Origin of the sequence: Acinetobacter baylyi DSM 14961 = CIP 107474, from assembly GCF_000368685.1 — a bacterium.
GTDB lineage: Bacteria > Pseudomonadota > Gammaproteobacteria > Pseudomonadales > Moraxellaceae > Acinetobacter > Acinetobacter baylyi.
Window position 1 is genome coordinate 96229 of sequence record NZ_KB849626.1, and the last position, 24760, is coordinate 120988.

Annotated in this window: 25 protein-coding genes; 15 read left to right on the forward strand and 10 right to left on the reverse strand. The window is 41.8% G+C overall.

The window, feature by feature from the left end; translation table 11 throughout:
• Nucleotides 1–27 precede the first annotated feature (27 nt).
• The gene (gene hpxO / locus F952_RS04760) at nt 28–1185 is read left to right on the forward strand and encodes an FAD-dependent urate hydroxylase HpxO (RefSeq protein WP_004923273.1); all 1158 of its coding nucleotides are present in this window, start codon (nt 28–30) and stop codon (nt 1183–1185) included.
• A gap of 49 nt (nt 1186–1234) precedes the next feature.
• On the opposite strand, the gene F952_RS04765 is transcribed toward hpxO, so the two are convergent.
• The 4 genes from F952_RS04765 to puuE form a co-directional block, all read right to left on the reverse strand.
• The gene (locus tag F952_RS04765; protein ID WP_004923277.1) at nt 1235–1960 is read right to left on the reverse strand and encodes an outer membrane protein OmpK; all 726 of its coding nucleotides are present in this window, start codon (nt 1958–1960) and stop codon (nt 1235–1237) included.
• 188 nt (nt 1961–2148) lie between these two features.
• A complete protein-coding gene (gene uraH / locus F952_RS04770; protein WP_004923279.1) occupies nt 2149–2472 on the reverse strand; it encodes a hydroxyisourate hydrolase in 324 nt (107 codons plus the stop codon).
• Nucleotides 2469–2972 carry a 2-oxo-4-hydroxy-4-carboxy-5-ureidoimidazoline decarboxylase gene (gene uraD, locus F952_RS04775; protein WP_004923280.1) on the reverse strand — a complete coding sequence of 168 codons (504 nt, stop codon included), beginning with the start codon at nt 2970–2972 and terminating at the stop codon, nt 2469–2471. Before uraD ends, uraH begins: the two co-directional genes overlap by 4 nt.
• Before the next feature lie 139 nt (nt 2973–3111).
• Nucleotides 3112–4083, reverse strand: coding sequence for an allantoinase PuuE (gene puuE, locus F952_RS04780; RefSeq protein ID WP_004923283.1), 972 nt, complete (start codon nt 4081–4083; stop codon nt 3112–3114).
• A 258-nt stretch (nt 4084–4341) separates the two neighbouring features.
• On the opposite strand from puuE, the gene F952_RS04785 reads away from it, so the two are divergent.
• The 4 genes from F952_RS04785 to dsbD all read left to right on the forward strand — a co-directional run bounded on the left by F952_RS04785 (nt 4342) and on the right by dsbD (nt 8056).
• The gene (locus F952_RS04785; RefSeq protein ID WP_004923285.1) at nt 4342–4695 is read left to right on the forward strand and encodes an HPF/RaiA family ribosome-associated protein; all 354 of its coding nucleotides are present in this window, start codon (nt 4342–4344) and stop codon (nt 4693–4695) included.
• 194 nt (nt 4696–4889) lie between these two features.
• Complete coding sequence (locus tag F952_RS04790; protein ID WP_004923288.1) at nt 4890–5432, forward strand: ankyrin repeat domain-containing protein; 543 nt, start codon at nt 4890–4892, stop codon at nt 5430–5432.
• Between the two features lie 15 nt (nt 5433–5447).
• A complete protein-coding gene (locus F952_RS04795) occupies nt 5448–6215 on the forward strand; it encodes a transporter (RefSeq protein ID WP_004923290.1) in 768 nt (255 codons plus the stop codon).
• A gap of 20 nt (nt 6216–6235) precedes the next feature.
• Nucleotides 6236–8056: a protein-disulfide reductase DsbD gene (dsbD, locus tag F952_RS04800; protein ID WP_004923292.1), complete on the forward strand. Its 1821-nt coding sequence runs from the start codon at nt 6236–6238 to the stop codon at nt 8054–8056.
• Between the two features lie 13 nt (nt 8057–8069).
• On the opposite strand, the gene F952_RS04805 is transcribed toward dsbD, so the two are convergent.
• Nucleotides 8070–9251, reverse strand: coding sequence for a GGDEF domain-containing protein (locus F952_RS04805; RefSeq protein ID WP_004923296.1), 1182 nt, complete (start codon nt 9249–9251; stop codon nt 8070–8072).
• Between the two features lie 120 nt (nt 9252–9371).
• Nucleotides 9372–10268 carry an alpha/beta hydrolase gene (locus F952_RS04810; RefSeq protein ID WP_004923299.1) on the reverse strand — a complete coding sequence of 299 codons (897 nt, stop codon included), beginning with the start codon at nt 10266–10268 and terminating at the stop codon, nt 9372–9374.
• A gap of 171 nt (nt 10269–10439) precedes the next feature.
• Here F952_RS04810 and F952_RS04815 point away from each other — a divergent pair, with 171 nt between their 5' ends.
• Nucleotides 10440–10877, forward strand: a complete 438-nt coding sequence (locus F952_RS04815; protein ID WP_004923302.1) for a DUF2147 domain-containing protein — start codon at nt 10440–10442, stop codon at nt 10875–10877.
• Nucleotides 10878–10931: 54 nt separating this feature from the next.
• Here F952_RS04815 and F952_RS04820 read toward each other — a convergent pair whose 3' ends face one another.
• Together F952_RS04820 and F952_RS04825 are read right to left on the reverse strand one after the other, a co-directional pair.
• Nucleotides 10932–11282, reverse strand: coding sequence for an arsenate reductase (locus F952_RS04820; RefSeq protein WP_011182813.1), 351 nt, complete (start codon nt 11280–11282; stop codon nt 10932–10934).
• Between the two features lie 471 nt (nt 11283–11753).
• The gene (locus F952_RS04825; RefSeq protein ID WP_004923307.1) at nt 11754–12575 is read right to left on the reverse strand and encodes an exodeoxyribonuclease III; all 822 of its coding nucleotides are present in this window, start codon (nt 12573–12575) and stop codon (nt 11754–11756) included.
• Nucleotides 12576–12613: 38 nt separating this feature from the next.
• Between F952_RS04825 and pyrE the strand changes: the two genes are divergently transcribed.
• From pyrE to F952_RS04845, 4 genes are all read left to right on the forward strand, one after another.
• On the forward strand, nt 12614–13264 hold the full coding sequence (pyrE, locus tag F952_RS04830) for an orotate phosphoribosyltransferase (protein ID WP_004923310.1): 651 nt from the start codon (nt 12614–12616) through the stop codon (nt 13262–13264).
• Nucleotides 13265–13492: 228 nt separating this feature from the next.
• Nucleotides 13493–14518 (forward strand): DUF1852 domain-containing protein, encoded by a 1026-nt coding sequence (locus tag F952_RS04835; RefSeq protein ID WP_004923313.1) that lies wholly within the window; start codon nt 13493–13495, stop codon nt 14516–14518.
• A 23-nt stretch (nt 14519–14541) separates the two neighbouring features.
• Entirely contained in the window at nt 14542–15570 is a 1029-nt protein-coding gene (locus F952_RS04840) for a methionine synthase (protein WP_004923317.1), read from the forward strand.
• Nucleotides 15571–15758: 188 nt separating this feature from the next.
• Nucleotides 15759–16262, forward strand: coding sequence for a flavin reductase (locus F952_RS04845; RefSeq protein ID WP_004923321.1), 504 nt, complete (start codon nt 15759–15761; stop codon nt 16260–16262).
• A 46-nt stretch (nt 16263–16308) separates the two neighbouring features.
• Here the strand turns inward: F952_RS04845 and F952_RS04850 are convergent, their stop codons facing one another.
• A complete protein-coding gene (locus F952_RS04850) occupies nt 16309–16521 on the reverse strand; it encodes a DUF1737 domain-containing protein (protein ID WP_026056909.1) in 213 nt (70 codons plus the stop codon).
• Between the two features lie 269 nt (nt 16522–16790).
• Nucleotides 16791–18488: a DUF4394 domain-containing protein gene (locus F952_RS04855; RefSeq protein ID WP_004923329.1), complete on the reverse strand. Its 1698-nt coding sequence runs from the start codon at nt 18486–18488 to the stop codon at nt 16791–16793.
• 637 nt (nt 18489–19125) lie between these two features.
• On the opposite strand from F952_RS04855, the gene gshB reads away from it, so the two are divergent.
• The 5 genes from gshB (at nt 19126) to F952_RS04880 (ending at nt 24707) form a co-directional block, all read left to right on the forward strand.
• Nucleotides 19126–20070: a glutathione synthase gene (gene gshB / locus F952_RS04860; protein ID WP_004923332.1), complete on the forward strand. Its 945-nt coding sequence runs from the start codon at nt 19126–19128 to the stop codon at nt 20068–20070.
• 240 nt (nt 20071–20310) lie between these two features.
• The gene (murG, locus tag F952_RS04865) at nt 20311–21408 is read left to right on the forward strand and encodes an undecaprenyldiphospho-muramoylpentapeptide beta-N-acetylglucosaminyltransferase (protein ID WP_004923335.1); all 1098 of its coding nucleotides are present in this window, start codon (nt 20311–20313) and stop codon (nt 21406–21408) included.
• Nucleotides 21409–21421: 13 nt separating this feature from the next.
• Nucleotides 21422–22870: a UDP-N-acetylmuramate--L-alanine ligase gene (murC, locus tag F952_RS04870; protein ID WP_004923336.1), complete on the forward strand. Its 1449-nt coding sequence runs from the start codon at nt 21422–21424 to the stop codon at nt 22868–22870.
• 50 nt (nt 22871–22920) lie between these two features.
• Nucleotides 22921–23850 carry a D-alanine--D-alanine ligase gene (locus F952_RS04875; RefSeq protein ID WP_004923338.1) on the forward strand — a complete coding sequence of 310 codons (930 nt, stop codon included), beginning with the start codon at nt 22921–22923 and terminating at the stop codon, nt 23848–23850.
• 2 nt (nt 23851–23852) lie between these two features.
• A complete protein-coding gene (locus F952_RS04880; protein WP_004923340.1) occupies nt 23853–24707 on the forward strand; it encodes a cell division protein FtsQ/DivIB in 855 nt (284 codons plus the stop codon).
• Nucleotides 24708–24760 lie beyond the last annotated feature (53 nt).

The following is a 24760-nucleotide window of genomic DNA, read 5'->3' on the forward strand; positions in this document are numbered from 1 at the left end:
AATTGTAGTAAAAATAAGGAGTAAGACATGAATGTGGTCATTATTGGTGCAGGTATGGGCGGCTTAACCACAGGAATTGCCTTAAAAAAATTTGGTCATCAAGTTACAATTTTTGAACAAGCTGAACAAATTCTTCCTGTTGGTGCTGCAATTTCATTGTGGTCCAATGGTGTTAAATGCTTGAACTATCTTGGATTGAATGAACAAATTGCCAAACTCGGCGGTCAGATGGACAACCTCGCTTATGTTGATGGTTTGACTGGCGATGTAATGACTGAATTTAGTCTTCAGCCCTTAATTGAGGAAGTCGGGCAGCGTCCTTATCCTGTGTCACGTGCCGAATTGCAAAATATGTTAATGGATGAGTTTGGTCGTGAAGATATTCATTTGGGTAAACGTATGGTGGCACTGCAACAAAAGGATGATCAGGTTGAAATTGAATTTGCAGATGGCAGTTCAATTCTGGCTGATGTACTGGTTGGAGCAGATGGTACACATTCGATTACCCGTACTTATGTGCTGGGTGAGAAAGTTGAGCGTCGCTATGCGGGTTACGTCAACTGGAATGGTCTGGTTGATATTTCTTCAGATTTGGCGCCTGCCGATCAATGGACCACTTATGTAGGTGAAGGCAAACGTGCTTCGCTTATGCCTGTAGCAGATAATCGTTTTTATTTCTTTCTGGATGTGCCTTTGGAAGCAGGTCTGGAAAATGATAAATGTAAATATAAAGAAACACTGCAATCTTATTTTAAGGGTTGGTGCCCGCAAGTACAGACCTTGATTGAGCGTCTTGATCCTCAAAAAACCAATCGAGTCGAAATTTGCGATATTGAGCCTTTTGCCCAGTTCTATAAAGGTCGCGTGGTGTTGGTGGGCGATGCAGCACATAGCACAACACCAGATATTGGTCAGGGTGGCTGTCAGGCCATGGAAGATGCCATCTATCTGGCACGTTCTTTACAGATCAATACACTCAGTGTGGAGGATGCACTCAGACGTTATCAGGAAAAGCGCAATCAACGTGCCAATGAACTGGTTTTGCGTGCCAGAAAGCGTTGTGATGTGACCCATATGAAGGATGAAGCCGTGACTACAGCATGGTATGCCGAATTACGTCAGGAGAAAGGCTTGCATATCATGAACGGCATTATCAGTAATATTGTAGGCAACCCGCTCGATTAATAGTTGATTAAAAAAATCAAGGTCAATCCAGACCTTGATTCTGATCAGTTTAGAAATGGTATTTGATGAGTGCGCTGACATTACGCTCATCTCGCCCTTCTAGCCCGAATTTATTATTCCAGATTGAATGCTCAATACCGAGATAGAGACGTGTCTTAGGAGAGATATGTTTGCCAACATTCCATTTATATTGTGTTGTCCAGTTCATTTCACTGGCATGGTCACCTTCTGCCGTAGACCAATCAAGAAAGCCATCTACCAGAAACTCTTCTGATTTGACAGTAAATGGAAGTCCATAGACAAAAGTCATTTGATAATCATCTTTGGTTCTTTCGTTATTGGCACGATAAAAATTCAATGCCGCATATTTGAAATATGGAATATTTAAATCTACAGCAAAACCATAGAGAAAATTGTCAAAATTACTAAAATCGTCGTTATTGCTTTCCCAAGTCGTTGAGATCAACACATCTTTAATGGGGCCATAAGCAAAAGAATGCCCTGTCATTTCACCTAAGCTGAAGCGTGGTGATAACTCAAAATAGGTACTTTTGTGATCATCGCCACCGCGCATACGATCCATAAAAAAGAACACATCTGCATAAGGGACTTTGGCTGCATATTCTAGTGTAATTGTCGTTTGTTGGTTATCAACAACGGCGTAATCTTCTCCATATAACCCAGTGATACTAAAATCTTGCCAGATCGGTTGAGCATACAAACATGAACTACTCGACATGATCAAAGTGGCACAAGCCAGTTGTTTTAATTCCATTAAATTTACCCCAATAAAAGCGGGTTTATCATAACCTGCTAGAAGCAAAAGAAAAGCAGAATTTGATCGAAAGGTAAAACTCTGGCGTTTATGAAATAAATGATAAGACAGGCATAAAAAAGCCGAAATGCACGACCAAATTGTGATCTCGGCTTCATCATTATCAGGATCAAGAGCCCTGTATAGAATTAACTTCCACGATAGGTGGAATACGCAAATGGACTAATTAATAATGGTACATGATAGTGTTCGGCAGGATTCTCAATGGCAAATTGAATAAGCACCTGAGGAAAAAAGGTTTTGAGCTGCTTTTGTGAAAAGTACGGCGCAACATCATATTCAAGCAAATAAGCACCTGCTTCTAAGTCTTCACGTCCAAAATTTTTAATACGCCCATCCTGATCTGTTACCCCTTGACCAATCAAGTCACGTGTTTTGGCATTGTAAAGGCGTACATCGACCTGAGTCGCAGGTTTGCCTAAGTGTGTATCTAAAATATGAGTGCTGATCATGGCTCAATCCCCTGAGAAAGTCTCAATAATGCAATTGCGGCAAGTTGTTGATGGACAATATTTTTTTCTGTTTCGAGGTCGTGATTTAAACGTTGCTGAAGCGCGTTTAGCATATCATCACTGCTTAAACCTGCGGCTTTGATTAAAAAAATAAAACCAAATTTTTGCTCATAGGCCATATTGCCTTCAAGTAAGGCTTGCTGTGTATATTGATCCTGTTTAACACCTGATTGTTCAGAATCCGAAAATTTTTCTTCACGTTCAGTCAGTTGTTGTTTCGCTTTCTTTTCCCCAATTCGTGGATGGGTTGCTAGAGCAGCATGAATATCGTTCCAAGACCAGTTTTGAGTCTGTTGCTTGGCCGAGTCAAATAGGACCTCGCGTGATGGATAAGGCCGTTGTTGGCATAGCGTGTTAATCCATGAAGGAATATGTACACATGCACTCAGCACTGCATTTGCATCATCTGAAGGAGCATCATTAAAATCAGAAAAACGCACTATTTTCTTCCATATGCAAAAAGAATATTTAGTGATTATGGAGCAATAACAATGCCAGAGGGAATAGATATCTTCAAAGCCAAATAATGAAGATATCTATTTGTTTATGAGGTAGGTTTAAGTCTGGAAATTCAATCAATCAAGGTGCCTGATAAGGATGATGGGCATACCAGTGCTCTGCAATATCATTACGACGACAAATCCAGACACGATCATGTGACTGCACGTAGTCCAGAAAACGCTGTAAAGCCTTGAAACGACCAGGACGTCCCAGAATGCGGCAATGCATGCCAATCGACAACATTTTTGGTGCAGTCTCACCTTCGGCATACAGCACATCAAAGGCATCTTTCAGATATTGAAAAAATTGCTCGCCGCTGTTAAAGCCACCAGGAGAACAAAATTTCATATCATTTGATTCGAGTGTATAGGGAATGATGAGGTGTGGGCGTGTGGTACCATCTTCCTGATTCAATGTCGTCCAGAATGGCAAATCATCGCCGTAATAATCGCAGTCGTATTTGATTTGTGGAAACTCGGCCAAGAGCTGGCGCGTGTTTGGACTATCTCGGCCTGTATACCAGCCTATAGGAGTTTCACCAAATAATGCTTCAAGAACAGAAAGTGCTTGATCCATATACATGCGTTCGGTCTCCAGATCCATATCTTGATAATGAATCCAGCGTTGTCCATGAGAGACCACATCGTATGGGCTATTCTTGATTGCCTCTACAATGTGCGGGTGACGTGCCAAGGCCATCCCCACACCAAAAATGGTCATGGGTAGCCCGCGCTTTTGAAACTCTTGATGAATCCGCCAGAAACCTGCACGTGCACCATATTCGTACATCGAATCCATCGACATATGTCTGCCTGGATAACTTGCTGCACCAATAATGTCAGATAAGAACTGCTCAGAGCCAGCATCACCATGTTCTATATGGTTTTCACCGCCTTCTTCATAATTCAGGACGAATTGCACTGCAATTTTGGCTTTATTGGGCCATTGTGCATGTGGTGGTTGACCATGATAACCAATTAAGTCCCGAGAATATGGGGAATTTTTAAGTTGCTCGATGAGGTCTTGTCCTCTTAAGTACGAACTGGTCACAATCATGCATCCTTTTTGATCAAAATGAAGAAAAAACTAAAAAATCAGCTTGCATATTTTTGAGTATAGACTGATATTGAAGATATAGAAGATCTTCAAAAACCCAAAAACAACATCTCACAAATGGATAAAAGGAGATAACAACCCATTACACAATGCAGATGTACAACAGCACCAAATTAAAGCATGCTCGAAACGTGCCAACTAAGTTTTGCATAGATTGTTATATAGAAATACAGATATAAAGAGGATGGGATTATGAATATTGAAATCCGCACAGATAAACACATCCAAAGTAGTGAACGTTTAATTGATTATGTTCGTGCAGAACTTTCTAGAGAATTTCAACGTCATTCAGAACGTATTACTCACTTCTCGGTTCATTTGAGTGATGAAAACGGCGACAAAGGTGGCGACGACGATATCCGTTGTATGATTGAAGTACGTCCATCAGGCTTAAAACCAATTGCAGTGAGCCATAAAGCGAAAAATGTGGATCTATCGATTCATGGTGCGATCGATAAACTGAAACGTAATCTGGAGCATACGTTTGAAAAACTAGAACCAACACGTGGTAGTCGTGTTGAGTTTGCTGATGCAGATGAAGAATAATGAAAGCAGTAAAAAAAGCCCGAAAGGGCTTTTTTTATATGGCTTATAACAATAATAGATGATCATTGAATCATGAATGAAACACGATATAACAGCAGCATTTTGATAAAGTATGCTTTAATTAGTCCAAAATACATTTAATTTTTTCGGCATAATTCTCTTTAATATTATTACTTCAAATGTGTGAGATGCTCATGTTAACAGATCAGCAAAAAGCCTTTGTTCAGGCGATTGAGGCATTGGACCTTGAGCAGGTAAGAACCCTGTTAGCATCAGGTCTCGATCCAAACTTTATGGATTTGGAAAAAGGCCCACCCATTTCAATCATGTGTGATGGCTTGTTTCAGTGGTGGGAAACCGTTTGTGAGGCATACGAAGCAGGTCAGCCTTTATCAAAACAAGAAAAAGCACAATTACTGCAGGTTCATCTAGATATTCTGGAAGAGTTGATTCAGGCTAAGGCCAATTTGCACCTTTGGGATGCAGAAGAACTTTATGGTCCACTTTGGGATGCGGCAAGCTCGGCCTGTGTACCTGTGGTCCAGCGTTTACTTGATGAAAATGTTGATCCAAACACGCGTGATGAAGAAGGCTTAACCATTTTATCTTCAATTAGTGATTTATTTTTTGATTGTGACTTTGATGCAATCGATTGGTCAGAATCTTTGGAAGAAGAAAAACAGACATTACAACTACTACGCAGCCGTGGTGCAAAAATGTCAAAAGAACTAACCTAAATGTTGAGTCATACCATGAAGACATTGCAAACATTCACTTTTATGCTGGCGGCAACAGCAACGGCCAGCACTTTTGCCGCCGATTTTTCATTTGATCGTCCTGGAACAGGCTTTGGTACAGGAATTACGCCTGTAGGCAAACTGGCTTGGGAACAAGGTTTACCATCTGTCTCCTATAGTGAGGCAACGGTAGATGGAGAAAAAGAACGTATCACCACACTTAATGGCGATATGTTGTTGCGAACGGGGTTAGCCAAAGATTTGGAACTCCAACTGGGTTGGCAAGGACCTGCTTGGTATCAGAAAAAACGTGCAGGAGTTAAAACCGAAAAAAATGGTTTAGGTGATGTCAGTATTGGCTTGAAAAAAGCCATTAATCTTAATGATGACAGCTTATCCATGGCGGTGCTGGCACAGGCAGTGATTGCGACAGGAAACGATGAGTTTACTGCACACGATGATATTTATAGTTTAGGTTCTACGGTTGCTTATGACTACAGTGATTTGCTTGAAACCTCGATTACCATGATTTATGAGGTTCAAAACAGCAATTGGGCAGTGACGGCAGTACCCACTCTGGGCTATAAATTTGGTGGTAAATGGTCAGGATTTTCTGAGTTTGTTTATCGTAAAGCCGAAAGTCAAGACTATGAGTATGGACTTGGTACAGGTGTGATCTATGCCTTGAATGACCGAACCCAGTTTGATGCCAGCGTTGGTGTTCAGCTCAATGGAAATGACCGAAACTATACAGGCGGTTTTGGCATATCGTATCTATTTTAAATCAATTTAGTACTTAATTTATGTTGAAATCTGTTCAGGTGCAAAAAATAGTTGCGTGGTTTTTCGGCACAATAGTGCTCATGCTGAGTCTGTTGGTGTTGCCTACATATGCAGCAGAAAGTTTATTGTCACCTGAACAGGCATTTTCTTTTTCGGTAGAGTCCACCGATTCAAATCAGGCGGTTTTATCCTGGAAGATCCAACCCAATTATTATTTGTATCAGCATAAATTTGAGGTTCGGCAGAGTGATCAGTCTATTCGCTTAAACCTGCCACCTGCAACCGATCAGTATGATGAAAACTTTGGACACAGCAAAGTTTATTATTCTCATGTACAGCTTTCTATAAAAACGGCTCCTGCTCAGCACTATCAGGTGACCTGGCAGGGCTGTGCCAAAGATCGAATCTGTTATCCCCCGCAGACTATCTCATTCCAAACAGATCAGGAGGGTTTGGTCAGTCAACAGAACACATCATTTACAGGAAAAAAACGCCTGACTGATCTTGCTAGTCTGTCGGCTCAGGCGACATCTGAACAAGCCGATACGCCTGATCATCGGTCTGTATCAATGTCATCCTCAGCAGTTGCTCAAGATCAAGTATGGTCATCAAAGCTCGAACAACATTCTCTCGGTTATGGAATTTTACTTTTTCTGGGATTAGGGATTTTATTGGCATTTACGCCATGTTCGCTGCCCATGTTGCCGATTCTAACTTCCCTGATTGTTCGTGAACACCGTGGCCTCAAGGCTTGGGCGGTTGCATTAACGTTTGTGGTGAGTATGGCGACGGTTTATGCTGTACTTGGTTTGATTGCATCTTCAGCAGGATTAAATTTCCAGCGCTGGTTACAACAGCCAGCAACCCTGATTGGTTTTAGTTTATTGTTTATTGTGTTTGCCTTGAATTTGTTCGGGCTTTTTGAGCTTAAACTGCCTCAAAAACTGATCAATCAACTGGATCAAATTCAATCTGTACAGCAGGGTGGCACTTTGATTGGTGCTGCCGTGATGGGCGTGATTTCTGCTTTGCTGGTCGGCCCATGTATGACAGCACCTTTAGCAGGAACATTGTTATTCATCGCACAGACTCAGGATCAGTGGCGTGGCGCCTTATTGTTATTTTGTCTTGGTTTCGGGATGGGAATTCCATTATTAATTGCCACTTTCCTTGGAACCAAAATTTTACCTAAAGCAGGACAATGGATGCATCAGATTAAGGTGATCTTCGCCTTTATTATGCTTGCACTGGCAATTTACTTTATTCGCCCGCTTTTATCAGATGGCTGGATACAGATTGTAAGTTTGATACTTGGTATCGCCTTTATTGTTTATGCGCTATATCGCTTGATAAAGTATCCTGATCAGTTGAAGTGGTTGTATCTATTGCTATTATTAGTGGTAACACCATTGGTAGCATTTGATCAGTACCAGCATAGTCAACGCTGGTTTGTACAGGACACTCAAAAAACAGTTCAGTGGCATACCGCAAGGACAGCAGTAGAATTTAAGCAATTGCTTGAACGGGTTCCTGCACAGCAACCTGTGATCATTGATGTATATGCCGACTGGTGTGTCGCATGCCAACCGATTGAACATCGTGTTTTAAAAGATCATGATGTTCAGCAGGCGTTAAAATCCTATTATTTAATTAAATTAGATCTGAGCCATTATGATGTTTCTCATCAACACCTGTTAAATGAATGGGAAATTTTAGGCCCGCCGACATATCTGTTTCTAGACCAGCACCATCAGGAAATTCGCAACTTACGCCTCACAGGTGCGTTTAGTAAAAATGAATTACTTCAACAGCTAGCTGCATTTAAAAATATACAGCGTTAATTGATTGTATGGCTTAGAAATTCTGCTGGATATATTCTGGAAAAGTCCTCACCTGGTTTCGACCACAGGCTTTGGCAAAATAAAGTGCTTGATCGGCTTGGGTCAGAATCTGACTGGCTTCATACTGAAGTGAGGATATAGCCACCCCAAAGCTTGCGCTGAGCTGAATATTATCTTGCGTAGTGGCAATGTTGAGCTGTTGAATAGCCAGTCGACAACACTCTGCGATTTCTCGTGCAGCCGACAATGAGGTCTCTGGAATCAGAATAATAAATTCTTCTCCGCCAAAACGTCCAATGTTGTTGAGAGGATGAACATGTTGTGTCAGACATTCACTGATAGCAATGAGAACCTGATCTCCTACATGATGACCATACTGATCGTTAATCTGCTTAAAGTGATCAAGATCCAATAAAATCACCGCGTAATTTTTTTCTGCTCTGGTTTGATGAAAATGATCTAAAACCTGATGAATACTACGACGATTTAAAAGATTGGTCAGAAAATCTAGTTGACTGAGACGCTTAATTTCATCTTCACGCTCGCGCCATTGTGAAAGTAAAATCTCAAATAAACCAAAAAATCCAATCAGGATAGGCACCGAAAAAAACACCATACTACCCACCCAAAAATTGTGTTGTGCAGGCGATGGTTTTAGGGCAGCGATATTAAAAACTGGTGCATAGGGAATGTATTGCTTTAGGCTTAGATAGCCAGCTATAAGGAGTAATAAGGTCGCTGGAATCAAGGTAATATAAATGAGCCAGCGGTCAAATAAAATTAAACCAATGACCGCTGTACTGATATAACCTACTGCCGTTGCTGGGCTTAAAGAACCCGTCATATAACTCCCATGGTATAGGACCAGGGCAAACAGATAAATAGTGACAATAGGAATAACTTTCTGGATCCAGATTCTATGTGCATGATAATGACACAGATACATCAAGAAAATTAAAACAGTCAATGTGAGGCTGCATACCCACATGTCGATTTCGATTAATCTAATATTTACGTATTTCCATAGCTCTGGATGTAACAGTACAAAAAGCTTCCAGACAATCCAGCTCAAAATCATGCCAGATGACAGCAGGATGATGAGTTTGCATTTCTCAAGAACCGTCCAATTAATAATAGGATTCTTCATATACAGGCTAAAAATAAAAGACCAGAGTCTAGAGTTTGTTTTCGTCATGCGAAATTATCCATGACTTGTATTAGATTTCAGCGTTTAAGATAGCATTTATTATGATCTATCTGATATTTCTTCTTCTTATTTTTTTTTAAATGTCGCTGGCAAAATGCCAGCTTGCATTTAATCACGATCAAGTTGATGAGCAAATACTGCGAGATCTGAAATGGCCTGTTTGGCCTCATCAAACCATGCACTAAACATCTGAAAATTATGCCACATCCCTGTATATAGCTTAAATTCAACTTTTACATCTGCTTCTTTGGCTTTATCTCGAAAGCGTTTGGCATCGTCCAGTAAAATTTCTTTGGATCCAACTTGAATCATTGTCGGAGGGAGCCCACGTAAATTGTCAAAAATAGGCGAAACACGCGGATCATCTTTTGGCATACTGTCACCAAGATAGTAATCTATGCCAGCTTCAAGTGCTTCTATACAAAGCAAGGCATCGTGTTTTTTGTTGAGTCGTAATGATTCACTGCTTAATGTCAGATCTAAAAAAGGTGACATTAAAATCAGGCCACTTGGTAGCTGTTCTGGATCATCTTTCAGACGTAATGCCAACGCGAGGGCCAGATTTGCGCCACAGGAATCACCTGACAAGATAATGTCTTTGGGAAGTACACCCTGATCAAGCAAAGTTTGGTAAATATCGTAAAGCGCATCTAAAGCATCTGGAAATCCTGCTTCGGGAGCCAATGGATAATCCACATGTAAAACTTGCATTTGTGTCCGTGCTGCCAGCTCTGTCATCAATGCACGATGCGTATTTAAACTGCCAAGAAAAAAAGCCCCGCCATGGATATGAAAAATCAGTTGAGTCGATGACGACTGAGGTTTAATTTCTTCCGCACGTATCCCTGCCAGCCTAATTGGGCGAATACTCACTTCTTTATTGAGCGGAAAAACTCGGCACATCTGATTCAGGGCCACACGAAGGGTTGCGGGTGGAAGGCTAAACCGGCTTGGGGCTCGAATGGTGGTTTTTAAAACAGCTTCTGTTAAATATTGTTTCCACATAATATACAACCTTTATTATTGTTGCGGATTCTTACAGTTTATTCGCAATGCGTGTGTATTTATCCTCAGACTTTACAAGGCTACACTAAATAGTCACACACAAAAATTGCTTTATTGTTGTGAGTTTTTAATACTATAGAAGTCGTTAGGACTTAAGGATAGTGAAGAAAAATGAAAAAAATAGCATTGGCATTAGGAATGCTGAGTGTAACGGTTTTGGCAAATGCAGCAGACCCTCTAAATGGGACTGTATGGAAGACCATTGATGATCAAACCAATCAGCCTAAAGCGATGGTTAAGTTTACAGAGCAGAAAAATGGTACGCTTTCAGCCAGTATTCAAAGTGTATTAACCCCAGGTGAGGAAAATGCCTGTACCAAATGTGAAGGGCCTTATAAGAATAAATCACTTAAAGGGGTTACGATTGTACATAACCTGAAAAACACAGGTGGAACCAGTTATGACGGCGGAAGCATTATGGATCCTAAAACGGGTAAGACCTATAAATTGAAAGGTGAACTTGCCGATGGCGGTAAGAAACTCAATCTACGTGGCTATATTGGAATTTCGGCGTTGGGTCGTAACCAGACTTGGATTCGTGCCAATTAATCCTTAATGGTTTAAAGAGAGCCGAATGTTATATTCGGCTTTTTTATATAAGAGTTATGAGCTGAGCTGTTGGTAAGCCGCTTCATCAAAACCCACAACATAACCTTCTGAGGTCTTTAGAACGGGACGTTTAATCAGACTCGGCTGTGCAATAATCGTTTCAATCAGATTCGCTTCACTTGTTAAGGCAAATGCTTGCTGTTCAGGTGAAAGCTTACGCCAGGTCGTGCCTTTTTTATTTAATATTGTTTCTGCGCCAATTTTTTCCAGCCAGTCTTGAAGCGTTTTTGCATCAATCCCTTGCTTCTTGTAGTCATGAAATTCATAACTAAGGCCTTTTGCATTGAGTGCGTCAAAGGCTTTTTTCATTGAGTTGCAGTTTTTGATTCCATAAATTTTTAACATAATTGTGCAGAAAATTGGTTAAGGTAGAGATTAGCCTAACCAAAAACGTTCGAAAGCTCTAGTCAGAATTAGGTTGATGTATATCGGATCAACAATGGGACGACGAAAATAAGCTAAAAACATCACGCATGAAAAATAGTGCTTTTGAGTTGTCATTAATCTGACATATCTGATTGGCAAAATATGCATCTAGAGATTGAGCAGTTAAAACTAAATGGCAGGTTTTTAAAAAGAGAAAACCCGCATTTAATCATCCTGATCATGCGGGTCTCATTTCAACGTCCAATGTCACATCCTTGAAATAACCATCCGGTTATTTATTTCCATCCTACGGCGTCCTATCCTTTTGTCATCCTGACATGTCCCTGTGCCGTGGGTGTATAATGCGCTTAAACACCTGTAATAAAAATACTTAATTTCCACATCTTGTGTAAGAAATTGGCGTTTATTCAGTGTACAAATGTACACAATTTAACTGATTTTATAATCAATAATGACAGGCGCATGGTCGCTATACCATTCATCTCGATAAACCCAGGCATTTACAGTACGCGTTTTCCAGTCGGGTGAGCAGGCATGGTAGTCGATACGCCACCCTACATTTTTGGCCCGCGCTTGTCCGCGGTTTGACCACCATGAGTACAGCTCTGCCTCAGGGCGAACCTCACGAAAAGTATCGACATAACCGAGTTCATCATAAATATGATCGAGCCATGCACGTTCGTGCGGTAAACAGCCCGACGACTTTTGATTGCCCGACCAGTTTTTAATATCAATACGTTTATGGACGATATTATAGTCACCACAGACAATGATCGATTTATTTTCATCACGCCATTGTTTTAAAATTTGTGCATATTTTTCTAAAAAAACATCTTTACGTGCTTGAGCTTCATCGCCAGATGAACCCGAAGGCAAATATAACGAACAGATGTAAGCCGGCTGATTCAGACCTAAATCAAACTCTGCTGCAATAAAGCGGCCTTGCGAATCGGCTAGCTCAAAACCCAGTCCATCCTGCACCGACTTAAAGGGAATCCGACTATAAATGGCTGTACCTGCATAGCCTGCACGTTCGGCAGGAAAGAGATGCGTGTACCAGCCTTCTGGTTTAAACTTGTCTGTCCACTGTGCATGAGTAATACGACTTTCCTGCATGCAAATTACATCTGCTTCGGATTTTTCGAGCCATTCGAGCAGCCCTTTGGTCACAGATGAACGTAAGCCATTTACGTTGATGGAAACCACACGTAAAATTTTTACATCACTTGGATAGCTATCCTTTGGTATCATGCGCAAGTTTGACCTCAATTGATGAATCTGGAGCACCTATGACAACGCCATCGTCTTTTAACCCGCAAGCCTTTATCGAACTCGCGTTATCACGCGGTGTGCTTAAATTTGGTGAGTTTACCTTAAAATCAGGGCGTGTTAGTCCGTATTTTTTTAACGCAGGTTTGTTAAACGATGGTGAGGCATTGTCACTTTTGGCGCAAGGTTATGCCGATCAATTGATGCAATGTCAGCATGTCGACGTCATTTTTGGGCCTGCATACAAAGGTATTCCATTTGTGGCTGCAACGGCAGTGGCATTATCACAACTGCATGCTAAGAGTGTGCCTTGGGGCTTTAACCGTAAAGAAGCCAAAGATCATGGTGAAGGCGGTGTGTTGGTCGGTGCATCGGTTGAGGGCAAAAAAGTCTGGATCATCGATGATGTCATCACTGCGGGCACAGCCATTCGTGAAGTAGTGACTATCTTGAAAAATGCGGGCGCAACCATTGCGGGTGTGCTGGTGGCGCTGGATCGTCAGGAACGTGGTCAGGGCCAATTATCCGCTATTCAGGAAGTTCAACAAGAACTTGAGATTCCTGTACATGCATTGATTACCATGAAAGACTTAATGAATTATCTTGATGCGAAAGGCGAAACACAGGCGTTGGCTAAAATGGAAGATTATCGTCTGAAATACGGCATCTGATTTCAAGTGAAAAAGGAAGCACAAGCTTCCTTTTTCACTAAGGTGCGATTATCTAAAATTATAAAAATAAATCATCCCATTTGATCTGGTTTGTCAAAAATTTGCCATCGTCAAAATCCCAGAATTTTATAAAGTGAATTTTACTCACTTTTGTGTGAAACTAAATCATTTTTATTCATCTTTTGATTGCGGTATAAATATCCCCATAGAGATAAGGGGCAAATCACAATGAGTCAGACATTTGAATTTTCGATTAAAAGTATTCGTTTTGATGAAGACTATCGTCCTTCAGACAACACACGTATTACCACCAACTTTGCCAATTTAGCTCGGGGCGAAAGTCGCCAAGAGAATCTGCGTAATACGTTGAATATGATTAATAATCGATTTAATGCTTTGGCAGATTGGGATAACCCGAATGGCGATCGTTACGCTGTTGAGCTGGATATTATTTCGGTAGATATTGATGTTGAAGGCAATGGTGAGACTTTCCCAACCATCGAAATCTTAAAAACCAATATTATTGACTATAAAAACAATCAACGTATTGAAGGGATTGTAGGCAATAACTTTTCTTCGTATGTTCGTGATTACGATTTTAGCGTTTTACTATTAGAACATAATAAAAATCAGGCAAAATTTAGTACGCCAGAAAACTATGGCGAACTTCATGGCAAGATTTTTAAATCTTTTGTTAATTCAAATACATTTAACGATAACTTTAGTAAACAGCCTGTGATTTGTCTGAGTGTTTCAACGACCAAGACATACCATCGAACTACAAATCAACATCCTGTATTGGGTGTGGAATATCAGCAAGATGCCTATTCTTTAACTGATGAATATTTTGCGAAAATGGGCTTAAAAGTTCGTTATTTTATGCCGAAAAATAGCGTTGCACCTTTGGCATTTTATTTCCGTGGAGATTTGCTCAGTGATTACACCGATCTCGAGTTGATCGGAACCATCAGTACCATGGAAACCTTTCAAAAGATTTATCGTCCAGAAATTTACAATGCAAATTCTGTGGCTGGACAGATTTATCAACCCAGCTTGAAACATCAGGATTTCTCGTTGACGCGTATCGTGTATGACCGTGAAGAACGTAGTCAGTTGGCAATTAAACAAGGTAAATGGACGGAAGAACACTTCATGAAGCCTTACCAAAGCATTCTTGAGCGCTGGGCTGCCAATTACGTTGATACGAGTTTTTCAGATAAAAAGTATTCTGAAAAAAACTGTGCTGCTGTTTAACTTAAGATAGAAGATTATTGATTATGAAACGTGTATTACCGACATCAACTGCTGGCAGCCTACCAAAACCGTCTTGGATTGCAGAACCTGAAAAACTATGGTCACCTTGGAAACTAGAAGGCGCTGATCTTGCACAAGGCAAACGCGATGCATTGTTAGTGTCTTTACAAGAACAGTTGCATGCTGGCATTGATATCGTGAGTGATGGTGAGCAAACCCGTCAACATTTCGTGACCACCTTTATTGAACATCTTGATGGTGTTGATTTTGCAAAGCGTGAAACCGTTCGAATTCGTAATCGTTATGATGCCAGTGTACCAACGGTTGTCGGTGCGGTATCTCGTCAGAAGCCAGTATTTGTGGAAGATGCCAAGTTCTTGCGTCAACAAACCACACAACCAATCAAATGGGCGTTACCGGGCCCAATGACTATGATTGATACCCTTTACGATGCGCATTACAAAAGTCGTGAAAAACTGGCTTGGGAATTTGCCAAAATTCTCAATCAGGAAGCTTTAGAATTAGAAGCAGCGGGCGTGGACATTATTCAGTTTGATGAGCCTGCATTTAACGTATTTTTTGATGAAGTCAATGATTGGGGTGTCGCTACGCTTGAGCGTGCGCTTGAAGGACTCAAATGTGAAACGGCTGTCCACATCTGTTATGGCTATGGTATTAAAGCCAACACCGATTGGAAAAAGACACTCGGTTCAGAATGGCGTCAATATGAAGAGGCCTTTCCGAAGTTACAACAGTCCAAAATCGACATTATTTCACTCGAATGCCATAACTCTCGCGTGCCGATGGATCTGATTGAACTGATTCGTGGTAAAAAAGTCATGGTGGGTGCGATTGATGTTGCAACCAATACTATTGAGACACCTGAAGAAGTGGCAGATACCTTGCGTAAGGCTCTTCAATTTGTGGATGCAGATAAACTCTACCCATCAACCAACTGTGGTATGACACCGCTTTCTCGTGATGTTGCAAGAGGCAAGTTACAGGCATTGAGTGCTGGTGCGGAAATTATCCGTCGCGAACTTTCTGCTTAATTGATCGCAAGATTATGCTGGATAAGACTGGTAAGAATGGATGAATATTCCCAACTTACCAGTTTTTAAGTTTGAGTCTAAAGCGTGAGTCAATTGAGCTATGAATTGACTCAGATGATGTAATGACCTGATAGAATTGCGTAATTGGCCCCGAATGAAAAATCAGGATTAAAGTAAGGAGCGAGGTGATGATTGAAACAACAGACTTTAGAAATGCAATGTCCTTATTGAGCAGTGCAGTCAGTGTTGTCACTACAGCAGGTTTAGCGGGTCGTTATGGCTTTACTGCATCTGCGGTATGCAGTGTCACAGATACGCCTCCGACATTGCTGGTATGTATGAATCAGTCATCTAGCTCACATATGCATTTTGTAGAAAACAAGATTTTAACCGTGAATGTGCTTAGTGCGCAGCATCAGCAGCTTTCCAATGTTTTTTCATCTAAGCTTAGTCCAGAAGAACGTTTTAAACATGGCATCTGGACAGAACTTGAAACGGGTGCGCCTGTACTCAATGATGCCCTGGTCAGTTTTGATTGTGAGATTGAGCAAATCCAGCAAGTGGGCACACATACCATTTTTATTTGTCCGATTGTGGCGATTCAACAGAATCAACATCACCAGAGTCTGGTGTATTTTAATCGGGGCTATCACCATGTCGGACATAGTCTAGAACAGATTGAAGTGGCTTAATTTTATTTTGATTACATCTACAGACTATAGGTCTTAAGATAAGTTTCTAAGCATTTTGTTTGAGTGTTTCGAGCATATCTGCGTCGGGATCATAAGTGGAATCGACCTCTTTAATGATGGCTTGACCTACTATGATTTGAGTCCCATTAAAGCTCATGGTTGGTGAACCGTAAAGTGTCCACCCCTGATTGAGTGCTTTACTGACGCGTGCGCAAAATTGCGCATCATCTGGACCTGTTAAATATCGATAGAGCTTCATTCTGGAATCGCTTGTAGTATTTACAACAATCATAAAATATTTAAAAGAAAACATTAAACTTAATTCAGCTCAAATCAGTCAATTTTTATTTACATAATGAGTAGCGGTTACTTGTACTTAGTAGCATAGCAGTAATTATTTAATAAGCTGATTTAAATAGACATTATATTTATTTTGATAATCTGAAACGTAGCCAGATTTTCGCGCTGATTTATAATCATAGAGTCGCTTTTAGACATATTCTAAAAGCGACTTGAAGGCTTTACCGATTATTTTAGTAAAATTGCCAGATCGATCAGTGGCGCTGTACTCGATGTACCAATCGTGGATGCTGCCACATTCGGCGTGCCATCAACGCTGACCGCTGCACGTGCACGGGTGTCACTTGTAGTCGACGTGTTGAGATCAACCCGATATAGCACAGAAGGTCCCATGCTTCCCGCAACTGTTGCAAGTGCCAGACCGTTATCACCCCCTGCAATATCAAAGCCGTTATTGGTGCCTAGAGTAATACCTAACCCACCAATTCGATTAATCGTACCGTTGTTTGGCGGGTCTTGTTTGACCAGTGTTTGATTGCTCTGATCCAGATCAAATAGTTCGGTTGCAACGCCGCTGATTGCGGTTTTAAAGCTGTTGGTATACGCCGCTGCCGTTACAATTGCACCCGCAATGCCGTTAATGTCACCGTCTTTAATGGTTTCGCCCGTATCGACATTAATACGTAAGCTTTGCCCAGTGTTACTGATCACGCGCAAGCGATCGGCCGCAGGGTTAAAGTCGACTGCAAATGAAGTGCCTTGTAGACTGCTGTAACTACTGCCATTAGCGGGCTTTAAAGCACTCACTAGTGTTGCAAGGCCAGTATCTGTATTGATGGTATACAAATTGGCTTTGTTGGTCAGACCATATAGCACACCAGATTTATCGGTGGTGGTGCGTAGTCGGTAATCAATACCAATAAACTTCTCATCAACCTGTACGCCTGTAATCGAACGCTCTGTAACATTGTTTGGCGTGCTCAACGAGAACACCACCAGTTTGTTATTGGCATTTAAACCGATACCTGAGGCGGTGCTATCTTTGGCACGTTTAAGTGCCAATCCGCGAATGCCTGAAGTGTTGAAGTTATTGGCCAGCGCCGCACTGTTAAATACGGCAGGATTACTGGTGCCGACGTTGCCGACATTGATTTGATACAGTTTATAGCTTCCTGCCGCTTTTAAGGCCGCATAGCCAACATTACTCACTGGGTCGATATCAAAACCGCTGCCACCTTGGAAATCCAGTCCTTCTGCAAGTCGTGCAGAAGTTCCCAGCGTACCCGCATTGGCGTTTTGCAAATAAATACTGTCGGTGGTCTGGTCAATACTGAATAAGCGTGTGGTCGCGGTGCCTGCAAACGCATTGGTATAGGCAGCGGCAACAATCACTGGACTGCTGGTGGTCGGGTTGATGTCACCATCAGTGAAGGTCGCTCCAGTATCCACATTGATACGTAGATTTTGCCCAGTATTGGTGATCACGCGTAGGCGGTCAGCCACAGGGTTAAAGTTGACCGTGATGAGTTCGGGGTCACCATTGATTTTACTAAAAGATGCATTACCATCGCTGCTATCTGTCGGATCTGCACTGAGTTTTCGAAGGAAAGTGGCTACACCAGTGCTAGGATCAATGGTATACAGATTGCCTTGTAAACCAACTGCATAAAGTTTTTCATCTTTTGGGCGATAATCAATACCCACAAGCTGATCATTGGCTTGAAGCATTGAGATTTTTTTTGATGACACGATTTGATCGGGTGTGTCGCGGTTCACAGAGGCGATGGAGCCATCTGCAGTTAAAATGATCGTATCTCCTGTAGCACTTGATGACATGCCATCATTGCTGTCAGAGTCCGAGTTGCATCCTGTAATCAAAAGGCAGCTTGCCGATGCAAGTGCCAAAGCCAACATACTTTTTTTCATGTTTTCATTCCAGTATTTTGTAGCATATGTAAAATTGGAGGTCGTGAGTAATTCATCATTGCAATGGACCTTTCCAATCGTTTTATTTCCAAACTGTTTTAATTGTGTTTTGAATAAATCGTGAATGATTTATCACTATTAAGTTATGATTGTGATCAGGTTATGTAAACAAAATAATTATTTTTGATATAAGGTAATTGACGGTATAAACGTAATTCTTCACATCGAATTCACAGTTAATGTGGGTAAAAAGTAAACAGATAAGTGGCTGCTGCATATAAATAAAATATCAGACTCATCGTCTTTCTTTTTTGGGCGCAGAAAAGCTGATGCATCATCTGCTTAAAATTGAATCTCAAAAAATAACTAATTTTTGAATTGATGCTTATTCAAAAGAAAAATTGAAGATTCTTAAAATGAAATGCATGAAATGATATTTAATATTGATATATGAGGGGGCCTGAATCTAGAACAGGGATTAAATCGAATTGATCAGGCATATATGCAAACCAAAAAAACAAGTATGAGAAAAATAGTTTCTATTACCCGTTTATCTTTTGTTTTTATGCTGCTGTTCAGCGTTGCCTTAAAAACTTCGTTATACTCTTGGCAAAATTAAACAGATGAGCGTCAGATTATGCGTGTACTTGTCGTGATGGACCCGATTGAAAATGTAAATCTCAAAAAAGATTCCACCATGGCCATGCTTTGGGCTGCCAGCCGTCGCGGACATGAGTTGGGTTACGCATTACAGCACGATTTATATATCGATCAAGGTAGAGCATTTGGTCTGATCTCACCTTTAAAAGTCTTTGAAGACTATCAGCATTATTATGAATTAGGAAACAAGCAAAAAGAATCATTGGCAGATTACGATGTGATCTTGATGCGTAAAGATCCACCATTTGATATGAACTTTGTGTATACCACCTATATTCTGGAACAGGCAGAACGCGAAGGCGCGTGGATTATTAATAAACCACAATCACTACGTGACTGTAACGAAAAACTCTTTGCCACTCAGTTTCCAGAGTTGCAAGTACCCACACTGGTGACCTCTCAACAGAGCCTGATTCGTGAGTTCATTCAAGAACACGGTGATGTGATTGTGAAACCGCTCGATGGTATGGGGGGAATGGGAATTTTTCGTCTATATCAAGATGGGGTGAACATTGGTTCAACCCTTGAAATGCTGACCGAAATGGGAACCTGTCCGATTATGGCACAGCGTTATATTCCTGAGATTGTAGAAGGGGATAAACGCATTTTGATGGTCAATGGTGAACCAATCCCGTATTGTCTGGCGCGTATCCCGCAAAATGGCGAAGTACGTGGCAATCTGGCCGCGGGTGGGTTAGGTGAAGCCCGCCCACTGACCGAAAATGACAAAATGATTGCTGCCAAGGTCGGGCCATATCTGCGTGACAAAGGTTTGGTATTTGTGGGACTTGATGTGATTGGAAATTATGTCACAGAAATCAATGTGACCAGCCCAACCTGTATCCGTGAAATTGATGCACAGTTTGGTACCTCAATTGCAGATACCTTATTTGATGTGCTTGAAGCAGGCCGTCAACACTAACAATAATACAGCCCCCATATTGTGACTGACTCGAGTTTGTCACAATATGGGGGCATTTAAAAAATGAGTTTTTGCTTTTCATTCATTTAATATATTTTTTATTGCAAAACAATCAAAAAACCCGATGCTTTATGTTGCAAACACGTGAAATAAGCTTTTCGTTATGTATGCTTTAGGATTAGAATAATCTGCTAAATAAATACCCGTTATTTCCTTTGTTTTTGAGCTGAAGAATATACCGTGACTGATCCATCACAAGTTAAACCTAAACATGTCATGATGATGGCTGCTGGCACGGGCGGTCATGTGTTTCCTGCATTAGCTGTGGCAAAACAACTCCAACAACACGGCTGTCAGGTATCATGGCTTGCAACGCCTGCGGGTATGGAAAACCGTTTACTGAAAGATCAGAATATTCCGATTTATCAGATTGATATTCAAGGTGTGCGTGGTAATGGGGCAGTACGTAAACTTCTGGCTCCCTTTAAAATTTTAAAAGCCACTTACAGTGCTATGCGTTATATGAAACAGCTCAAAGTTGATGCTGTAGCAGGTTTTGGTGGTTATGTGGCGGGTCCTGGTGGTTTGGCGGCACGCATTTTGGGGATTCCAATTCTGATTCATGAACAGAACGCTGTTGCGGGATTCACCAATACTCAGCTCGCTCGTGTGGCCTCAAAAGTATGTGAAGCATTTCCAAATACATTTCCCGCAAGTGCCAAACGAGTGACTACAGGTAATCCTGTACGAAAAGAAATTACCGCAATTTTAAGTCCAAAATGGCGTTATGATAGCCGTGAGCAAGCGGGACAACCTTTAAATATTCTGATTGTGGGAGGGTCGTTAGGCGCGCAGGCACTTAATGAACGGTTACCCGATGCATTGAAAAATCTCAATTTACCCCTCAATGTGTTTCATCAGTGTGGACAGAAACAGTTTGAAGAAACCCGAGTGCGTTACACAAATGCTCCTGCGAATATGAGCGTACAGGTAATGCCATTTATTGAAGATATGGCACAAGCCTATCGTGATGCAGATCTGATTATTTGTCGCGCAGGTGCGCTAACCGTCACTGAAGTTGCGACTGCTGGTGTTGCGGCAGTATTTGTGCCTTTACCGATTGCGGTGGACGATCATCAGACTGCAAATGCCAGATTTCTGGCAGATGTCGGTGCAGCCAAGATTTGCCAGCAATCGACCATGACGCCAGAAAACTTGGATGCATTACTTAAACCGTTAATGAATCGTCAGTTACTTTCAGAAATGGCTGTAAAAGCCCGTCAACATGCACAACCCAATGCTACCCAACACGTGGTAGACCTTATTCAAACTTTGTAAGTTAGAGTGCTCTATGTCACCAACAACCCCTGCCGATCAAGCAAAAAAACTCATTAAAGTTCCTGAAATGCGCCGTATCAAACACATTTATTTTGTGGGAATCGGTGGTGCAGGAATGTGTGGCATTGCGGAAGTGTTAAAAAATCAGGGCTACAAAGTATCTGGTTCTGACATTAAAGCCTCTAAAACAACAGCACATCTTGAACAAAAAGGCATTAAAGTTTATATCGGTCATACTGCTGATAATTTAAAAGCAGTCGATGTGCTGGTGGTATCCACTGCGATTGATCCTGAAAATCCTGAAGTCAAGGCCGCAATCGAAAATCGTATCCCCGTGGTGCGCCGTGCCGAGATGTTGGGCGAGCTCATGCGCTATCGCCATGGAATCGCGGTAGCTGGAACACATGGTAAAACCACCACAACCAGTTTGTTAACCACCATGTTGGCCGAAGAAAATATGGACCCAACCTATGTGATTGGCGGGTTGCTCAACCGTACGGGTGTCAATGCAGCACTGGGTGCAAGTCGATTTATTGTGGCCGAAGCCGATGAGTCAGATGCCTCATTCTTATATCTACAACCGATGGCGGCCATCATTACCAATGTTGATGCCGACCATATGGATACTTATGGCGGTAGCTTCGATAAGCTCAAAGATACCTTTGTTGAGTTTATTCATCGTTTGCCATTTTATGGTTTGGCTGTGGTCTGTGGTGATGATCATAATGTGCGTGAAATCATGCCACGTTTTGGCCGTCCAACACTGACCTATGGCTTTAATGAAGATAATGACATTCGCGCTGTAGACGTGGTGCAAGAGGGGATGCAGTCGCATTTTACCGTACTACGTAAAGATCGTGAACCACTGCGTTTGACTGTTAACCAGCCAGGACTGCACAACATTTTAAATGCATTGGCAGCCATTGGTGTGGCCACTGATGAAGGCGTATCTGATGCAGCAATTGCACGTGCATTGGAAGGCTTTAGTGGTGTTGGGCGTCGTTTTCAGGTTCAGGGCGAGTTTGAGTTGGGTGAAGGCAGTGTCAAACTAGTCGATGATTATGGCCATCATCCCAAAGAAGTTGAGGCAACCATTAAAGCTGCCCGTCAGAGTCATCCAGATCGTCGTTTGGTGATGATGTTTCAGCCTCATCGCTTTAGTCGTACCCGTGACTGTTTTGATGATTTTGTTGAAGTGTTATCGCAGGTCGATCAATTATTGTTACTTGAGGTCTACCCTGCAGGTGAGAAGCCCATTGTGGGCGCAGACAGTCGTACATTGGCTCGAAGTATTCGTTTGCGTGGTGATGTTGAGCCTATTCTGGTTGATCCAGTGGAAGGCAATTTGCCTAACATCATACAAAAAGTGTTACAACCAAATGACTTGTTATTGACGCAGGGTGCAGGTAACGTGGGAGCAATTTCCGTTGATCTTGCCCAGCAGCAATTGTATTTGAAATAAGTGTATTGCTTGATCATATTTAGTTTGCGATAAAATTTAAGGATAAAAACGTGTCAAATGCTTCAAAATTCGGCAAAGTGGCGGTGTTGTTTGGTGGGAAGTCGGCTGAGCGGGACGTTTCTTTAGATAGTGGTCAGGCCGTGCTTGATGCATTGTTACGTTCGGGTGTGCAGGCAGAAGCATTTGATCCAAAAGAACGTAGCGTGACAGAGCTGGTTGGTTATGATCGTGCCTTTATTGTTTTGCATGGTCGTGGCGGGGAAGATGGTCAAATTCAGGGGGTACTTGAATGGCTGGATATTCCTTATACCGGTACAGGCGTACAGGGTTCTGCCATTGGAATGGATAAAATCAAGACCAAGCAGATTTGGCAGGGGAGCGACCTTCCCACAGCGCCTTATCGCATTGTCAGCAAAGACTCAGACCTTAATGAGATTGTGGCTTCATTAGGCTTGCCTGTGATTATTAAGCCAGTCCATGAGGGCTCGAGCATTGGCATGAGCAAAGTTGAAAAAATCGAAGACTTTGCACCAGCCATTGAAAAAGCGACAGCACACGATGCAATCGTGATGGCAGAAAAATGGATTACTGGTCGTGAATACACGATTGTGGTGCTCAATGGAAAGGCATTGCCGGTCATTCGCTTACAACCACCGCAAGATGTTGCATTTTACGATTATGATGCCAAATATCAGCGTAATGATGTGCAGTATGGTATTCCATCTGGTCTATCTGATAGCGATGAAAAGAAACTGCAAGAGCTCACATTGCGTGCATTTCATACAGTTGGTGCAAGCGGCTGGGGCCGAGTCGACGCCATGCAAGATGAACACGGTAATTTCTGGTTGCTTGAAATCAATACCGTACCTGGCATGACCAGTCACTCGCTCGTACCTAAAGCTGCACAAGCCATAGGTATCGATTTTGATGCATTGTGCGTCGAAATTTTAGCGCAAACGCTTACAGGTTTGGCACACTAAATATGGCTCAGCTTCCAGCATCAATGCGTCGTAAAAGAGCGGCGATTACCTCTATCCATGAAAAACCACCATCACGCAAGCAAAAGCTTGTGAATGCAGGTGGGTGGATTTTGCTGTGTATTGCATTTGTGGTGCTGGCTGCTGGCGTATATGGTCTGTATAAAGTGATTACCGATGCTAAAATTGCCGATTTAAGTATTGTAGGCACGCGCTCGGTGGTAGAACAAAACCAGTTACAACAACATATCCAACCAATTATCAAAGATAACTACTTTACTTCTGACCTTGAGCAGATTCGGGATAAAGCACTTGAAATCTCGTGGGTTGATCGTGTTGTTGTGTCTCGTGCATGGCCAAACAGTATTCGGGTCCGCATTATGCCACGCCACGCTATTGCACGCTGGGGAACGGGGCGCTTGCTCAGTGATAGCGGCGATGTATATGCAGAAGCTGAATTAAAAAATCATCCAAATTTACCGATGCTGCATGGACCGATTACCCAGTCTAAAGCGATGATGCGTCGTTACAATGAAATTAATCAATTATTCCAGCCTGTCAATTTACGTTTAACTGAGTTATATCTAACAGAACGTATGACATGGTTTATGCAATTTGATTCTGGTTTACGTGTCATTGTAGATCAGGACCAAACCATGAGTAAGTTGCAACGTTTAAGTCATCTTGCTCAAACTGACCTAAAACCTGTGTGGTCTAAAATCTCAGCCATTGATTTACGCTATAGAAATGGATTATCACTACAGTGGAAAACAGGCGTACCGCCCAAAATATTAAATGGTCAGTTTGTTGTAACGAGTGATGACACAAATGTTGCATCTGGAATGACAGCAAAGCCATAATGTTTGGCTTTTAAATAACAGGCATTTTTTGCCATATTAGACAACGAACAAAT

Excerpts from the sequence above, each read along its gene's own strand:
- F952_RS04835 (WP_004923313.1), top strand. The coding sequence starts at position 13,493 with ATGAGTCAGACATTTGAATTTTCGATTAAAAGTATTCGTTTTGATGAA.
- F952_RS04795 (WP_004923290.1), top strand. The coding sequence starts at position 5,448 with ATGAAGACATTGCAAACATTCACTTTTATGCTGGCGGCAACAGCAACG.
- gshB (WP_004923332.1), top strand. The coding sequence starts at position 19,126 with ATGCGTGTACTTGTCGTGATGGACCCGATTGAAAATGTAAATCTCAAA.
- F952_RS04815 (WP_004923302.1), top strand. The coding sequence starts at position 10,440 with ATGAAAAAAATAGCATTGGCATTAGGAATGCTGAGTGTAACGGTTTTG.
- dsbD (WP_004923292.1), top strand. The coding sequence starts at position 6,236 with ATGTTGAAATCTGTTCAGGTGCAAAAAATAGTTGCGTGGTTTTTCGGC.
- uraH (WP_004923279.1), bottom strand. The coding sequence starts at position 2,472 with ATGATCAGCACTCATATTTTAGATACACACTTAGGCAAACCTGCGACT.
- F952_RS04825 (WP_004923307.1), bottom strand. The coding sequence starts at position 12,575 with ATGATACCAAAGGATAGCTATCCAAGTGATGTAAAAATTTTACGTGTG.
- F952_RS04820 (WP_011182813.1), bottom strand. The coding sequence starts at position 11,282 with ATGTTAAAAATTTATGGAATCAAAAACTGCAACTCAATGAAAAAAGCC.
- F952_RS04850 (WP_026056909.1), bottom strand. The coding sequence starts at position 16,521 with ATGAAGCTCTATCGATATTTAACAGGTCCAGATGATGCGCAATTTTGC.
- pyrE (WP_004923310.1), top strand. The coding sequence starts at position 12,614 with ATGACAACGCCATCGTCTTTTAACCCGCAAGCCTTTATCGAACTCGCG.
- F952_RS04855 (WP_004923329.1), bottom strand. The coding sequence starts at position 18,488 with ATGAAAAAAAGTATGTTGGCTTTGGCACTTGCATCGGCAAGCTGCCTT.
- murC (WP_004923336.1), top strand. The coding sequence starts at position 21,422 with ATGTCACCAACAACCCCTGCCGATCAAGCAAAAAAACTCATTAAAGTT.
- hpxO (WP_004923273.1), top strand. The coding sequence starts at position 28 with ATGAATGTGGTCATTATTGGTGCAGGTATGGGCGGCTTAACCACAGGA.
- F952_RS04810 (WP_004923299.1), bottom strand. The coding sequence starts at position 10,268 with ATGTGGAAACAATATTTAACAGAAGCTGTTTTAAAAACCACCATTCGA.
- F952_RS04805 (WP_004923296.1), bottom strand. The coding sequence starts at position 9,251 with ATGACGAAAACAAACTCTAGACTCTGGTCTTTTATTTTTAGCCTGTAT.
- F952_RS04845 (WP_004923321.1), top strand. The coding sequence starts at position 15,759 with ATGATTGAAACAACAGACTTTAGAAATGCAATGTCCTTATTGAGCAGT.
- F952_RS04785 (WP_004923285.1), top strand. The coding sequence starts at position 4,342 with ATGAATATTGAAATCCGCACAGATAAACACATCCAAAGTAGTGAACGT.
- F952_RS04790 (WP_004923288.1), top strand. The coding sequence starts at position 4,890 with ATGTTAACAGATCAGCAAAAAGCCTTTGTTCAGGCGATTGAGGCATTG.
- F952_RS04880 (WP_004923340.1), top strand. The coding sequence starts at position 23,853 with ATGGCTCAGCTTCCAGCATCAATGCGTCGTAAAAGAGCGGCGATTACC.
- F952_RS04765 (WP_004923277.1), bottom strand. The coding sequence starts at position 1,960 with ATGGAATTAAAACAACTGGCTTGTGCCACTTTGATCATGTCGAGTAGT.
- F952_RS04840 (WP_004923317.1), top strand. The coding sequence starts at position 14,542 with ATGAAACGTGTATTACCGACATCAACTGCTGGCAGCCTACCAAAACCG.